Annotated in this window: 13 protein-coding genes; 12 read left to right on the top strand and 1 reads right to left on the bottom strand. The window is 73.4% G+C overall.

The features are described 5' to 3' along the window. Positions 1–13: 13 nt before the first annotated feature. The 12 genes from G127AT_RS10945 to pcaC all read left to right on the top strand — a co-directional run bounded on the left by G127AT_RS10945 (position 14) and on the right by pcaC (position 12,757). Positions 14–1,564 (top strand): ABC transporter substrate-binding protein, encoded by a 1,551-nt coding sequence (locus tag G127AT_RS10945; RefSeq protein ID WP_210896826.1) that lies wholly within the window; start codon positions 14–16, stop codon positions 1,562–1,564. Next, positions 1,561–2,610: an ABC transporter permease gene (locus G127AT_RS10950; protein WP_210896828.1), complete on the top strand. Its 1,050-nt coding sequence runs from the start codon at positions 1,561–1,563 to the stop codon at positions 2,608–2,610. The genes G127AT_RS10945 and G127AT_RS10950 overlap by 4 nt, the downstream gene beginning before the upstream one ends. Next, on the top strand, positions 2,600–4,306 hold the full coding sequence (locus G127AT_RS10955; RefSeq protein ID WP_210896830.1) for a dipeptide/oligopeptide/nickel ABC transporter permease/ATP-binding protein: 1,707 nt from the start codon (positions 2,600–2,602) through the stop codon (positions 4,304–4,306). Before G127AT_RS10950 ends, G127AT_RS10955 begins: the two co-directional genes overlap by 11 nt. Next, positions 4,303–5,127 carry an ABC transporter ATP-binding protein gene (locus G127AT_RS10960; protein WP_244857538.1) on the top strand — a complete coding sequence of 275 codons (825 nt, stop codon included), beginning with the start codon at positions 4,303–4,305 and terminating at the stop codon, positions 5,125–5,127. Before G127AT_RS10955 ends, G127AT_RS10960 begins: the two co-directional genes overlap by 4 nt. A 35-nt stretch (positions 5,128–5,162) precedes the next feature. Beyond that, positions 5,163–6,431 (top strand): metal-dependent hydrolase family protein, encoded by a 1,269-nt coding sequence (locus G127AT_RS10965; protein ID WP_210896832.1) that lies wholly within the window; start codon positions 5,163–5,165, stop codon positions 6,429–6,431. Next, positions 6,428–7,636, top strand: coding sequence for a M20 metallopeptidase family protein (locus G127AT_RS10970; RefSeq protein WP_244857539.1), 1,209 nt, complete (start codon positions 6,428–6,430; stop codon positions 7,634–7,636). The genes G127AT_RS10965 and G127AT_RS10970 overlap by 4 nt, the downstream gene beginning before the upstream one ends. A gap of 220 nt (positions 7,637–7,856) precedes the next feature. Then, a complete protein-coding gene (locus tag G127AT_RS10975) occupies positions 7,857–8,621 on the top strand; it encodes an IclR family transcriptional regulator (RefSeq protein WP_210896834.1) in 765 nt (254 codons plus the stop codon). A gap of 154 nt (positions 8,622–8,775) precedes the next feature. Beyond that, the gene (pcaH, locus tag G127AT_RS10980; RefSeq protein WP_210896836.1) at positions 8,776–9,573 is read left to right on the top strand and encodes a protocatechuate 3,4-dioxygenase subunit beta; all 798 of its coding nucleotides are present in this window, start codon (positions 8,776–8,778) and stop codon (positions 9,571–9,573) included. Beyond that, entirely contained in the window at positions 9,573–10,127 is a 555-nt protein-coding gene (gene pcaG, locus G127AT_RS10985; RefSeq protein WP_210896838.1) for a protocatechuate 3,4-dioxygenase subunit alpha, read from the top strand. Before pcaH ends, pcaG begins: the two co-directional genes overlap by 1 nt. Further along, a complete protein-coding gene (locus G127AT_RS10990) occupies positions 10,117–11,571 on the top strand; it encodes a lyase family protein (RefSeq protein WP_210896840.1) in 1,455 nt (484 codons plus the stop codon). The genes pcaG and G127AT_RS10990 overlap by 11 nt, the downstream gene beginning before the upstream one ends. Then, positions 11,568–12,344: an alpha/beta fold hydrolase gene (locus tag G127AT_RS10995; RefSeq protein WP_210896842.1), complete on the top strand. Its 777-nt coding sequence runs from the start codon at positions 11,568–11,570 to the stop codon at positions 12,342–12,344. Before G127AT_RS10990 ends, G127AT_RS10995 begins: the two co-directional genes overlap by 4 nt. Beyond that, the gene (gene pcaC / locus G127AT_RS11000) at positions 12,341–12,757 is read left to right on the top strand and encodes a 4-carboxymuconolactone decarboxylase (protein WP_210896844.1); all 417 of its coding nucleotides are present in this window, start codon (positions 12,341–12,343) and stop codon (positions 12,755–12,757) included. Before G127AT_RS10995 ends, pcaC begins: the two co-directional genes overlap by 4 nt. Here pcaC and G127AT_RS11005 read toward each other — a convergent pair. Beyond that, positions 12,685–13,617: a 3-methyladenine DNA glycosylase gene (locus G127AT_RS11005; RefSeq protein WP_244857540.1), complete on the bottom strand. Its 933-nt coding sequence runs from the start codon at positions 13,615–13,617 to the stop codon at positions 12,685–12,687. The genes pcaC and G127AT_RS11005 overlap by 73 nt on opposite strands. Between the last annotated feature and the right edge of the window lie 268 nt (positions 13,618–13,885).

Consider the following 13,885-nt stretch of genomic DNA (forward strand, 5'->3'; position numbering starts at 1 on the left):
CAGGAGGTCCGAAGTGAACCGACGCTCCATCCTCGTCACGGCCGCCGGCACGGCGGCGGTGCTCGCCCTCACCGGCTGCGCCGGCGGATCCGCCGACGGCGCGGCATCCGTCGACACCATCAACGCGCAACTCGTCACCGACCCCGGCGGCTTCGACCCGGCGCTCGCCCGGGCCGCCGACGACTACGTCGTCTCCCGCATGCTCTATGACACGCTCGTCCGCCGCGACGCCGACAACACGCTCGTCGGCGGCATCGCGACCGACTGGGAGGCGGTCAGCGCCTCCGAGTACGTCTTCACGATCCGCGACGACGCGACGTGCGCCGGCGGCACCGCCATCACCCCCGGGATCGTCGCCGACTCGCTGAACCGCCTCGCCGATCCGGAACTGGCATCCACCGCACGCTCGCTCGCATTCGGCCCGAACGAGGCCGCCTTCACCGCCGACGACGACGCCGGCACCGTCACCGCCGAGCTCTCCGGGCCCTGGTCCGACTTCCTGTACGGCATGGCGCTGCCCCACACGGGCATCGTCTGCCCGGCCGGTCTCGATGACCCGGAGGGCCTCATGGCCGGCACCGTCGAGGGCGCCTTCTCGGGCCCGTACACGCTGACCGCCGCCGAACCGGCCGTGAAGTACGAGATGACCCTCCGCGACGACTACGACGCCTGGCCCGAGTTCGCCGAGCCCCTCGAAGGCGTGCCGGCGAAGACGGTGAACTTCGCCCCCGTCGCCGAGTCGTCGACGCTCGCCACCCAGCTGCTGTCGGGCGGGATGGACGTCGGCACGATCACCGGCGAGGAGATCAGCCGCTTCACCGACGACGGCTACGCGAAGCACGAGCTGTCCACGATGACCTCCTACCTCGTCTTCAACCAGCGCGAGGGATCGGTCTTCCGCGAGCAGCCGGAGCTGCGGCACGCGGCCGCGCAGGCCGTCGACCCCGTCGCATTCACCGACATCGCGACCGCCGGCCTCGGCGTGCCGATCGCCTCCGTCTCGGCGCCCGGGGTGCTGTGCGTCAGCGAGGACGAGTCGCGCCTGGCCGGGTTCGACGTGGATGCCGCGTCGAAGACGCTCGCCGGGGTGAAGATCCGCCTCGTCGGCACCACCCTGCTCTCGCAGGGCAACGAGTACGTCGCCGAGATGCTCCGCAAGGCCGGCGCCGAGGTCGACTACACCGAGATGGACAACGCGAACTGGTCGACGACGACGGGCACGAACGGCCCGTGGGATGTGACGGTGCAGGGCGACATCAACCTGCTCGGCACGATGACCTCCTCGCTGCTGCGCGTCATGGGCCCGTACTCCGACGAGGGCGGTCGCAACAAGACGGGCGTGCCGAACGACGAGGGCTACGGGCTGCTGAACGAAGCCATGACGATCGTGGATGCCGAGGCGCAGTGCCCGGTGATCGACCGGGCGTTCCAGACGGTGCTCGATCGTAGCGACGCCGCGCCCATGGCATCCATCGTCGCGACCGCGGTCGCCGCCCCGGGCTTCGACGTGCGCGTCTTCGGCGACTACCTCGACCCGTCGACCATGCGCATCACCGAGCGATGACCGAGGCCGCCTCGCTCGTCGCCGCCGGCGGAGCACCATCCGCCGGCGGCGACGCCGCGCCCCGCACGGGCCGGCACGTCTCGCCGTGGCTCGGATTCGCCGTGCGCCGGATCGCGGGGCTCGCGGCGACGTTCCTCGCACTCGTCGTCCTCGCCTTCTTCATGGTGCAGCTGATCCCCGGCGACCCGGCGGTCGCGATCGCCGGATCCGACGCGACGACCGTCGAGATCGAGGCGACCCGCACGAAACTCGGGCTCGACCTACCGCTCTGGCAGCAGTTCGCCGCCTACATCTCGCAGGTGCTCACGGGCGACCTGGGCACGAGCTTCCAGTACAACCAGCCCGTCGCCGAGATCATCGGCAACCGCTTCGCGTTCACCGCGACGATCGCCTTCACCGGCATCCTCGTCGTCCTCGCGATCGCCGTGCCGCTCGGCATGGCCGTCGGCGTCGCGACGCGCAACGGCCGCCGTCGCGGCCTCGACGTCGCGTTCACCTCCGTCACCGGCTTCCTCGACGCGATCCCGGGCTACATCATGGCGACCTTCCTCGTCGTCGTCTTCGCGATCGGCGTCGGGCTGCTGCCGTTCTTCCCGCCCGCGTTCACCGCACGATCCGGCGCGGCGAGCTTCGTGCTGCCGATCGCGGCCCTCGTGATCGGCCCGATCTGCACCATCGCCCGGGTCGTGCGCCGCGAGACGCAGGTCGTGCTCGAGAACGACTACATCCGCACCGCACGCGGCTGGCGGCTGAAGCCCGTCGTGCTGCACCTGAAGTACGCGCTGCCGAACCTGCTCACGACGACCCTCACGCTCTCGGGCCTCATCCTGTCGGGGATGCTCGGCGGGGCGCTCATCATCGAATCCGTGTTCGCGATCCCCGGGCTCGGTTCGGGCATCATCAAGGCCATCCTCGACCGCGACTACCCGCTCATCCAGGGCATGGTCATCGTGCTCGGGATGCTCGCGGCGCTCATCAACCTCCTCGTCGACGTCATCCTCGGATGCATCGACTCCCGAACCCTCGGAGGCGGCCATGCCGACTGACGCCAGACGCCGATTCCGCTGGACGCCCGGGCTCGTGATCGGCGTCGTCCTCTTCGCGGCGGTCGTGATCATCGCCGTCCTCGCGCCGTTCTTCCTCACCGGCGCTGCCGAGGAGATGGGCGAGCGCGCCGCACCGGCCTCGGCCGCACATCCGCTCGGCACCGACCTCTCCGGTCACGACATGCTCGCCCGCAGCCTCGTCGCCGCGCGCCTCACCCTCGTGATGACGGCCGCGGCGACCGCGATCGCCGTCGTGCTCGGCGTGCTCGTCGGCACGAGCGTCTGGCTGCTGCCGGCCCGCGGCCGCGAGTTCTGCCTGCGCATCATCGATGCCGCCGTCGCCTTCCCCGCGCTGCTGCTGGCGCTCGTCGTCGCCGCCATCCTCGGCGCCGGGTCGCTCCCGGCCGTCGTGGCGATCGGCGTCGCCGGCATCCCGAACTTCGCCCGCCTCACCGCGAACCTCGCCGCGCAGATCTCGAGCCGCGACTACCTCTCCGCCGCCCGGCTCGTCGGCGTCGGCAACCGCCGTCTCATCACCGACCACATGCTGCCGAACATGGCCGAGCCCCTCCTCGTGCTCACCGCGTCGAACTTCGCCCAGTCGCTGACGGCGCTGACCTCGTTGTCGTTCGTCGGCCTCGGCGTGCAATCGCCAGAGTACGACTGGGGCAAGCTGCTGAACGAGGCGCTGCCGTCGCTGCTCGCCGGCCGTCCCGTGCAGACCCTCGGGCCGGCGCTGCTCGTCGTCGTCACGGCACTCGCGGCGATGCTCATCGGCGACGGCCTGGCCGCCGCGGCCGACCCGCGCGGGGTATCCCGGCCGGCATCGCTGAGGCGCGCCCTCGTGCCGCCCGCCCCGGCCGCGGCGCCCGAGGCGATCGTCGAGGTGCAGGACCTGCACGTCACCGGCCCGGCCGGCCCCCTCGTGCGCGGCGTCTCGTTCACGATCGGCCGCGGAGAGATCCTCGGCATCGTCGGCGAGTCGGGATCCGGCAAGTCGCTGACGGCGATGTCGATCGCGAAGCTCCTGCCCGACGGGCTCCAGATGGATGCCGCGCGCCTTTCGCTCGGCGAGCTCGACCTCCGCGGCCGCGTCGACGACCGCACGATGGCGACGACCGTGAGCCTCGTCTACCAGGACCCGACGTCGACGTTCAATCCCGCCCTCAGGCTCGGCACGCAGCTCACCGAGGTGCTCCGGACCCACTTCGGCAAGAGCCGCCGCCAGGCGCGGGCCGCGATCGTCGGCGCCCTCCGCACCGTGCGCATGACGAAGCCCGAGGAGCGCCTCCGTCAGCATCCGTACGAGCTGTCGGGCGGCATGCGCCAGCGGGCCATGATCGCGGCCGCGCTCGCCGCCGATCCGAAGCTCATCATCGCCGACGAGCCGACGACGGCCCTCGACGTGACCGTGCAAGCCGGAATCCTCCGCGAGATCACCCGCCTGAACCGCGAACTCGGCACCTCGGTGCTGTTCATCTCGCACGACATCGGCGTCGTCCGCGCCCTCTGCCACCGCGTCGTCGTCATGCACGACGGGCGCATCGTCGAGGAGATCGACGCGGAACTGCTCGACGCCGAACACGCCGGGCATCCGTACACCCGGGCGCTGCTGGCCGCGACGCCGAGCCTCGACGAGAAGCTCGACGCACTGCCCGTGCTCGAGTGGCGCGATGAAACGGAGGCCGTACGATGAGCACCACCACGCCGGCGACCGCCGCCGCACCCATTGAGGAACCGGCCGCGATGGTCGACATCGACCGGCTCACGGTGACGTTCGGATCGGGCCCGCGCGCTCACCGCGCCCTCGACGCCGTCTCGATGTCGATCGCCGCCGGCCGCACCGTCGGCCTCGTCGGCGAATCCGGCTCGGGCAAGTCGACGCTCGCGAAGGCCCTCGTCGGCCTCGTCCGGCCCGATTCGGGCTCGATCCGCATCGGCGGCCGGGAGCTCACCGAGATGGGCGGCCGCGAGCGGCGCGCGATGCGGCGGCGCGTGCAGATGATCCCGCAGGATCCGTACTCCTCCCTCGACCCGCGCCGCACGATCGGGCAGACGCTGGCCGAAGCGGTCGACCCGCGGCGGCCGAGCGTGCGCGCGCATCGCGAGGCGATCCTCGAGCAGTTGAGGCTCGTGCGGATGCCGGATGACGCGATCGACCGGTACCCGCACGAGTTCTCGGGCGGGCAGCGGCAGCGCATCGCGATCGCGCGCGGGCTCGTCATCCGCCCCGAGTTCGTGATCGCCGATGAGATCACCTCGGCGCTCGACGTCTCGGTGCAGGCGGAGATCCTGAACCTCATCGGCCGGCTCCGCACCGAGCTGGGGCTCACGATGCTGTTCATCTCGCACAACCTCGCCGTGGTGCGGCACGTCTCCGACGACGTCGTCGTCCTGTATCGCGGCGAGATCGTCGAGCAGGGCCCGGCCGAGCGGGTCTACGGCGAGCCGCAGCACCCGTACACGCGGGCCCTGCTGGATTCCGTGCCGGGTTCGCCGGGGTTCTCACTCGCGTGACCGACGGCATCCACCCCCGCACCGAAGGCCGAACCATGACCGACCGCATCGTGCTCACCGCGGCGCGCCTCATCACGGGCGGCGCCGAGCCGCCGGTCGACGATGCCTCGCTCGTGATCGAGGGCGAGCGGATCGTGTACGCGGGCCCCGCCGCCGGCCGGCCGAGCCGGGCGGGGGAGCGGTGCGTCGAACTCGGCGGGCGCACGCTGCTGCCCGGGTTCATCGATGCGCACGTGCATTTCGGGCTCGACGCCGGCCTCGGCAGATACCACCCGCTCGACACCGACCCGGCGTTGCTCGTGCACGAGGCGGCGGCGCGCATGTCGGCGACGCTCGACGCGGGGGTGACGACGGTGCGCGACCTCGGCGGCATCTCGGCGGGGCACCGGGCGGCCGTCGAGCGCGGCCTCGTCCGCGGCCCGCGGCTGCAGGTGGCCGTGCGACTCATGAGCCACACGGGCGGGCACGGCGATTTCCATGTGCGCGGCGGAATGTTCCGGCTCGCCGGCGACGAGCTCGCGGTGCTCGCGGATTCGATCGACGAGGTGCGGCGGGTCACGCGCGAGCTGCTCCGTGCCGGGGCGGATCTCGTGAAGGTGGCGACCTCGGGCGGCATGGGCAGCCCGCACGACGACCCCGACGACGAGGGCCTGCGCATCGACGAGGTGCGCGCGGTCGTCGACGAGCTCGAGCGGCACGGCGGCCGGCCCGTCGCCGCCCACGCGCAGGGGGTGCGCGGCATCCATGCGGCCGTGCTCGGCGGGGCGTCGAGCATCGAGCACGGGTACGGCATCGACGACGCGGCGATCGACATGATGGGCGAGCGCGGCATCTTCCTCGTGCCGACGCTCGCGACCGCGTTCCGCCCCCTCGACCGGGAGCGGATGCCCGCGTTCCACTACGAGAAGAAGTCGCGGTGGGCCGAGGCGACGATGACGAACATCGCCCGTGCGATCGAGCAGGGGGTGCGCATCGCGATGGGCACCGACTCGGGCGTCGGACCGCACGGCCGCAACCTCGAGGAGCTCGCGCATCTCGTCGCGCTCGGCATGTCGCCGATGGATGCCGTGATCGCCGCCACCGGCGGCGCCGCCCGGCTGCTCCGGCTCGACGGCGTCACGGGGCGTCTCGAGGCGGGCCTGTCCGCCGACGTCGTCGTGAGCGACGTCGACCCCCTCGCCCGGATCCGGGAGCTCGGCGACCCCGCACGCATCGCGGCCGTGCTGCAGGCGGGTCGTGTTGTGAAAGACCCGCACCGACTGTTCGACCCGGCCAGAGCCGGCACCCGGAAGGAGGCCGCATGAGCGGCGACCCGACCATGACTCCCACGAGCACCCTGCTCGCCGAGGCGCGCGCGATCCTGCCCGGGCTGCAGCTGTTGCGCCGCGAACTGCACGCCGACCCCGAGGTCGGCCTCGAACTTCCGCGCACGCAGCGGCGGGTGCTCGACGCCCTCGACGGCCTCGGCCTCGAGATCACGACGGGGCGGGCGACGACCTCGGTCGTCGCGGTGCTCCGGGGCGGCCGGCCCGGGCCGACGGTGCTGCTCCGCGGCGACATGGACGCCCTGCCGGTCGCCGAGGAGGCCGATGTGCCCTACCGTTCGACGAACGGTGCGATGCACGCCTGCGGGCACGACCTGCACACGGCCGGCCTCGTGGGTGCGGCCCGTCTCCTCGCGGCGCGGCGCGAGGAGCTCGCCGGTGATGTGCTGTTCATGTTCCAGCCGGGAGAGGAGAGCTGGGGCGGCGCGAAGATCATGCTCGACGAGGGGCTGCTGGATGCGAGCGGTTCGCTGCCGGTCGCCGCCTACGCCCTGCACGTCGAACCGGGGCCGCGAGGCCTGTTCCGGGCGCGGCCGGGCGCCACGATGGCGTCGTCGAACAGCTTCTATGCGACCCTGCACGGGCGCGGCGGGCACGCATCCACGCCGTGGAAGAGCGTCGATCCGCTGCCGGCGCTCGCCGAGCTCGCCCTCGCGCTCGGCTCGCTCGTGGGTCGCCGCGTCGACGTGTTCGACCCGGCGGTGCTGTCGGTGACGATGCTGCGCGGCAGCCGCGCCCGCAACATCATCGCCGAGAACGCGGAACTCGGTTCGACCGTGCGCACCCTGTCGGATGCGGCGATCGATGTCATCGAACGCGAGGCGGTGCGGCTGGCCGACGGCATCGCCGCCGCGCACGGGCTCGTCGCCGAGTCGCGGTTCACGCGCCACTATCCGACGACGGTGAACGACGCGGCTGCGGTGGATGCCGTGCGCGAAGCCGTCACCGGGGTGCTCGGCGCCGGCGCCTTCGCCCCGCTGCCGAACCCGTGGATGGGTGCGGAGGACTTCTCGTTCGTGCTCGAACGCGTGCCCGGCGCCTTCGTGATCGTCGGCGCCTCGCCCGACGGCGTCGACGCCGAGACGAGCCCCTCGAACCACTCGCCGCAGGTCGTCTTCGACGACCGGGTGCTCGCCGAGCAGGCCGCGGTGCTCGCCGGCCTCGCCCTCCGCCGCCTGGGCTGACGGCGCCTCCGCCCTCCGATCCACCGCCGCAGCTGGATGTGGCAGGAAACGAAGCGGATCTGCGCGTAGGAGTGCCGATCTCCCGCCGGAGTGCCGGGAAGTGCGTACTCCTGCGGGAGATCGGCACTTCTGGAAGTCGCTGTGCGGCGGCCAGGCGCGGCAAGCGGCGGCACGGCGCGCGGCGCGGCGGTGCAGGATGGAGGCGGAACGAGGAGGCGGCATGGCCGGACGCACCGCGGACCCCGGCGACGGGGTGCTCGCCCGCGCCGCGCGCCTCCTGGGCGCCTTCGACGACGACCACGACGAGTTGCCGCTGGCCGAGCTGGCCGCCCGAAGCGGCCTGGCCCGTTCGACGGTGCATCGCCTCGCGGTCGAGCTGGAGCGGCTCGGCTTCCTCGCCCGAACGCCGGCGGGGTGGACGATCGGGGCGGTGCTGTGGGAGCTGGGGGAGCGTTCGCCGCTGTCGATGCGGTTGCGCGAGGTCGCCCTGCCGCATCTCGGGCGACTGTACGAGGCGATCGGCGAGAACGTGCATCTGGCGGTGCTGGACGGCCCGGCCGAGCATGCCGAGGCGCTGTACGTCGCCCGACTGAGCGGCCCGCGGGCGATTCCGACGGTGAGCCGGATGGGCGGGCGGCATCCGCTGTATGCGACAGGGGTCGGCAAGGCGTTGCTGGAGGGCGTGGATGCGGACTTCCTCGATCGGTACCTGGCGGCGGTGCCGCGCGAGCGCGAGACGGTGCATACGGTGCTGGATGCGGCGACGTTGCGCCGGCAGATCGACGAGGCGCGCGAGCGGGGGTGGGCGACGACCAGGCAGGAGATGACGCTCGGCAACGTGTCGGTCGCGGCGCCGATTCCGCAGGTGCTGGGGTTGCCGCCGGCCGCGGTGGGCGTGGTCGCGCATATCGCGCGCGCCGATGAGCGGCGCCTGGGCCGGCTCGTGGTGGATGCGGCGCGGCAGATCGCGGCCGACCTGCGCTGAGCGGATGCGCGGGCCGCGGGTGCGCGGGCCGCGGCGGCGAGCGCAGAGCTCCGAAGGCGAGTGGATGCCGGGGGCATTCCCACTCAGTGGGACGGTGCGGCCCGGCATCCACTCGCGGGGTGAAAGCCTGGCACCGTCGAAGGAGACGAGACGCATGACCCAGCAAGCCCCCGCACCCGAGTCGCTGCTCGCGACCGCCGTGCAAGACGAACAGTCCACCATCAGCCGCGAGATCGCCGAACTGCACGCCGAGCGCGACCGCGGCCCCGGCACCGGCGTCGAGATCGACTTCGCACCGTACCGCTCGAGCATCCTGCGGCACCCCACGAAGAACCCGAAGCTCGCCGACCCCGAGGCGATCGAGCTCACCTCGCCGGCCTACGGGCAGCGCGACGTCGCCCGGATCGAGTCCGACCTCACCCTGCAGCACACCGGCGAACCCCTCGGCGAACGCATCGTCGTCACCGGGCGCGTGCTCGACGGCTGGGGCCGGCCCGTCCGCAACCAGCTCATCGAGATCTGGCAGGCCAACGCCGCCGGCCGCTACATCCACCAGCGCGACCAGCACCCCGCCCCCCTCGACCCGAACTTCACGGGCGCCGGCCGCGTCATCACGGGCGACGACGGCTCGTACCGCTTCACGACGATCAAGCCCGGCGCGTACCCGTGGAAGAACCACCGCAACGCCTGGCGGCCCGCGCACATCCACTTCTCCGTGTTCGGCAGCGCCTTCACCCAGCGCATCGTGACGCAGATGTACTTCCCCGGCGACCCGCTGTTCGCCCTCGACCCGATCTACCAGTCGATCCCGAACCAGGCCGACCGCGAACGCCTCGTCGCCGCCTACGACCACGACCTCACGAGCCCCGAGTTCTCCCTCGGCTACCGCTGGGACATCGTGCTCACCGGCCCGAAAGCGATCTGGTCCGAGCCCGAGGAGGGCGAGCACTGATGCCCGAACAGCTCCTGCCCACCCCCGGCCAGACCGTCGGCCCCTTCTTCGCCTTCGGCCTCGACTACCCGGCGAGCCACGAACTCGTCCACCCGCACAGCCCGGGTGCGATCGTGCTGTCGGGAACCGTGTTCGACGGGGCCGGGATGCCGGTGCCCGACGCGGTCGTCGAAATCTGGCAGCCGGACGCCGACGGCCGCATCCCGACCGCGCGCGGCTCCCTGAAGCGCGACGGGCACACCTTCACCGGCTTCGGCCGTTCGCTCACCAGCGACGACGGGCACTACGAGTTCTGGACCGTGGCGCCCGGCGCGGTGGATGCCGGCAAGGCGCCCTACCTGCTCGTCGCGCTGTTCGCCCGCGGCCTCCTCGACCGCCTCTTCACGCGCATCTACCTGCCGGGCGACGACGCCGCGCTCGCGGCGGACCCGCTCCTTTCCTCCCTGACGGCCGACGAGCGCGCTACGCTCGTGGCACGCCGCACGCCGGCGGGCCACCTGGAGCACGATCTGCACCTGCAGGGAGCGAAGGAGACGGTCTTCCTTGAGTTCTGAACGCGAGCCGGCGCCCGTTTTCGACGTCGGGCTGCTCTCGCCGGCGAGCGCCGACGCCGCGGTCTCCGACGAGGCGATCGCCCGCGCGCTCGTGCAGACCGAACGGGCGCTGCTGGCCGCGTACGTGCGCATCGGCTGCGCCCCGGCGGGCGTGCTCGGCGAGTTCGACGAGCGGCTCCGCCGGCGAATGGATGCCGTGAGCGCACCCGTCCTCGCGGCCGCAGCCGGCCATGGGGGCAACCCCGTGATCCCACTGGTGGGCGCCCTGCGCGAGGCCGTCGCCGGCACCGCCGCGGCCGAGTGGCTGCACCGCGGCGCCACGAGCCAGGACATCCTCGACACGGCCGTCGTCCTGCAGGCCGCCCGTGCCCTCGCCGAGGCGGATGCCGCGCTCGCCCGCGTCGAGGCGGCGCTCGCCGCGTTCGTCGCCCGGTACCGGGCGACCCCCGCGGCCGCGCACACCCTCACCCAGCACTCGGTGCCGACGACGCTCGGCGCCCGGTACGGCCGCCGCCTCGAGGCGATCGCCGACGCTCGTGCGCGCATGGCCGAAGCGGGTGCCGCACTTCCGGCGCAGCTCGGAGGGGCGAGCGGAACGCTCGCCTCCTTCGTCGAGATCGCCGGCGCGGACGGGGCCGAGCGGCTCGCCGAGGCCTTCGCCGCAGAGCTCGGCCTGCGGGCCGCAGCTCCGTGGCACACCTCGCGCACGCCCGTGCTGCGGGTCGCGTCGGCCGCCGCCGAGACGGTCGCGGCGCTCGCCGCGTTCGCCGGCGACGTCGCCCTCGGCGCCCGCACCGAGTCCGGCGAGCTGGCCGAGGCATCCGGCGGCGGGTCCTCGGCGATGCCGCAGAAGCGGAACCCCGTGCGCGCGGTGCTCGTCCGCGCGGCGGGGCAGCGGATGCCGGGGCTCGTCTCGACCGTGCACCTCGCCGCCGCCGAGGCGACCGACGAACGCCCCGACGGCGCCTGGCACGCCGAACTGCCCGCGTTCCGCGAGGCGCTGCGCGTGCTGCTCGGCGCCGCATCCGGTGCCGCAGAACTCGCCGAGGGCCTCCGCGTCGACGAGGATCGCGTCGCCGCGAACCTCGCCATCACCGGCCCGCTCGCCGTCTCCGAGCGCCTCATGCTCGTGCTCGGCCCGCAGCTCGGCCGCGGACGGGTGCAGGAGCTCGTCGACCGCGCCGTCGGCGGCGAGGATCTTGCAGCCCTCCTGGCCGCCGAACCCGGCGTCCGCCTCGACGAGGCCGGCATCGCCGCCCTCCTCGACCCCGCCGAGTACCTCGGGCTCGCGCCGCGCATCGCCGACCGCGCCGTGCGGCGGGCGGGGGAGCAGCCCGGGCGCGCGACGGCATCCACCCCCGACGCCGCCGCGGCGCCGGCCGAGCACGCCGACGGGCGCGACCCGGCATCCACCCCCGAACCCCCGCACGAGGACCACGCATGACCGTTCCCCGCCTCGCCGCCGTCGAACTCGGCGGCCCGCGCGACGCCCGCCCCCTGCTGCTCGGCCCCTCGCTCGGCACCTCGACGATTCTGTGGCGCGATGCGGCGCCGCGCCTCGGCATCCGCCGCCGCATCGTCGCCTGGGACCTGCCCGGGCACGGCGCGGCCCCCGCCGCCGACGCGGACTTCACGGTCGGCGAACTGGCCGACGCCCTCGCCGGTCTGATCGACGAGCTCGGCGGCGGCCCCGCCGACGTCGCCGGCGTCTCGCTCGGCGGCGCCGTGACCCTCGAACTCGCGCTGCGGCACCCCGAGCGCGTGCGGCGCGCCGTCATCATGTGCTCCGGTGCGAAGATCGCCACCCGCGAGACGTGGACGGACCGGGCCGCGGCCGTCCGCACGAACGGCACCTCGCCGCTCGTCGTCCCCTCGGCCCAGCGCTGGTTCGCGCCCGGCTCCATGGAACGGCACCCCGTCATCGCCGGCGAACTGCTGCACGCCCTGCAGGACGCCGACGACGAGAGCTACGCCCGCTGCTGCGATGCCCTCGCCGACTACGACGTGCGCGATGCGCTCTCGGCCGTCGCGGCCCCCGTGCTCGCCGTCTGGGGCGAGCACGACCAGGTCACCCCCGAAGCCGCCGCGCGCGAGGTCGCCGACGGCGTTCCGCACGGCCGCGCCGTCGGCGTCGCCGATGCCGCCCACCTCGTGCCCGCCGAGCAGCCCGAGGCCGCCGCGGCCCTGATCGACGAGTTCCTGGAGGAGCAGGCATGAGCGGGAAACCGGGCGACGCGGGCGACCGCCCGCTCACCGACGCCGAACGCCACGCGCAGGGGATGCGGGTGCGCCGCGAGGTGCTCGGCGACGCGCACGTCGACCGCGCCACGGCATCCATCACCCCCGAGACGGCCGACTTTCAGGACTTCATCACCCGCACCGCCTGGGGCGACGTGTGGAGCCGGCCGGGCCTGGACCGCCGCTCCCGCAGCGTCGCCGTGATCACCTCGATGATCGCCCACGGCCACGAGGAGGAGCTCGCGATGCACGTGCGCGCCGGCATCCGCAACGGCCTGACCCGCGAGGAGATCGTCGAGATCGTGTTGCAGTCGGCGATCTACTCGGGCGTGCCGGCCGCCAATACGGCGTTCCGCATCGTGCGGGAGGTGTTCGCGACCCTCGGCGACTGAGGGAACGCGGTGGCGAGGATGCGGCGGCGGAGCCGGTTGGCGCGGGTCGCGAACGCCCGCTGCCGGCGCACGTACTCGGCCTTGCCTTCCGGCGTTTCGATCGGCACCGGCTCGTGCCCCCATTCGCGGAGGTCGTAGGGGGAGGCCTGCATGTCGAAGCGGCGGATCTCGCCGGCGAGCTCGAACGCGTCGAGCAGGAGCTCGCCGGGCACGAGCGGGCCGAGCTTGACCGCCCACTTGTAGACGTCGATGTTGGCGTGCACGCAGCCGGGCTGCTCGAGTTCGGGCTGCGTCTCGCGGGTCGGCGCGTATCGGTTCTGCGGCACGGCGTCGGCGGTGAAGAAACGGAACGCGTCGATGTGGGTGCAGCGCAGCTCATGGGATTCGACGACGGCATCCGTCGCCGCCTGCCCGAGGCGGAGCGGCACGGGATGCCGGTGCTCGTCCTCCCGGTAGACCATCGCCCATTCGTGCAGCCCGAAGCACCCGAACGAGCCCTGGCGCGAGGCGGTGAGCTCGAGCATCCGCCGCACCCCGCGCAGCAGCGGCCCCTTCTCGGCCTGCATCGCCTCCGCATCGACGCGGACGCTTCCGGGTGTGGATCCCGCGGCGTACCAGCGCCAGGCGGCCCGCGGCTCGGCGCCCGCATCCGCGAGCTCGACGCCGGCGCCCGGGTGCCAGCGGCGCAGCAGGCTCGGCGCATACGAGTAGTAGCTGAACAGGAAGTCCTCGATGGGGTGCTTCTCGCCGCGCGCGGCCCGGGCTCGGTGCCCGGCGGTGAGCGCGTCGGCGCGTGCCGTGTGCGCCGCCTCGCGGGCCCGCCACTCCGCGGCATCGAGTCGCAGGGTCGGCGTGGTCATCCATCCGAGGATAGTTCGCCTTGCGGGGCGGGCCCGGGCCGCCGCCTCGGCGGGGCGCGGATGCCGCGGCGCCCCGATGCCGCGCCGCGCCCGATGCCGCGGCGGCCCCGGATGCCGCGGCGCCCCGGATGCCGCGGCGCCCCGGATGCCGCGCCGCCACGGATCCCGCGCCGCCCCGGATGCCGCGCCGCCCCGGTGCCGCGCCGCCACGGAATCGGAGTTCGCCACGGTTCCGGATGCATCCCCTGGTATCCATCCGATTCCGTGG

This window comes from Agromyces archimandritae, from assembly GCF_018024495.1.
GTDB lineage: Bacteria > Actinomycetota > Actinomycetes > Actinomycetales > Microbacteriaceae > Agromyces > Agromyces archimandritae.

Bases quoted from the DNA above. Each gene is read 5' to 3' on its own strand.
- pcaH (WP_210896836.1), top strand. From the start codon at position 8,776: ATGACCCAGCAAGCCCCCGCACCCGAGTCGCTGCTCGCGACCGCCGTG.
- G127AT_RS10995 (WP_210896842.1), top strand. From the start codon at position 11,568: ATGACCGTTCCCCGCCTCGCCGCCGTCGAACTCGGCGGCCCGCGCGAC.
- G127AT_RS10960 (WP_244857538.1), top strand. From the start codon at position 4,303: ATGAGCACCACCACGCCGGCGACCGCCGCCGCACCCATTGAGGAACCG.
- pcaC (WP_210896844.1), top strand. From the start codon at position 12,341: ATGAGCGGGAAACCGGGCGACGCGGGCGACCGCCCGCTCACCGACGCC.
- pcaG (WP_210896838.1), top strand. From the start codon at position 9,573: ATGCCCGAACAGCTCCTGCCCACCCCCGGCCAGACCGTCGGCCCCTTC.
- G127AT_RS11005 (WP_244857540.1), bottom strand. From the start codon at position 13,617: ATGACCACGCCGACCCTGCGACTCGATGCCGCGGAGTGGCGGGCCCGC.
- G127AT_RS10975 (WP_210896834.1), top strand. From the start codon at position 7,857: ATGGCCGGACGCACCGCGGACCCCGGCGACGGGGTGCTCGCCCGCGCC.
- G127AT_RS10970 (WP_244857539.1), top strand. From the start codon at position 6,428: ATGAGCGGCGACCCGACCATGACTCCCACGAGCACCCTGCTCGCCGAG.
- G127AT_RS10950 (WP_210896828.1), top strand. From the start codon at position 1,561: ATGACCGAGGCCGCCTCGCTCGTCGCCGCCGGCGGAGCACCATCCGCC.
- G127AT_RS10955 (WP_210896830.1), top strand. From the start codon at position 2,600: ATGCCGACTGACGCCAGACGCCGATTCCGCTGGACGCCCGGGCTCGTG.
- G127AT_RS10965 (WP_210896832.1), top strand. From the start codon at position 5,163: ATGACCGACCGCATCGTGCTCACCGCGGCGCGCCTCATCACGGGCGGC.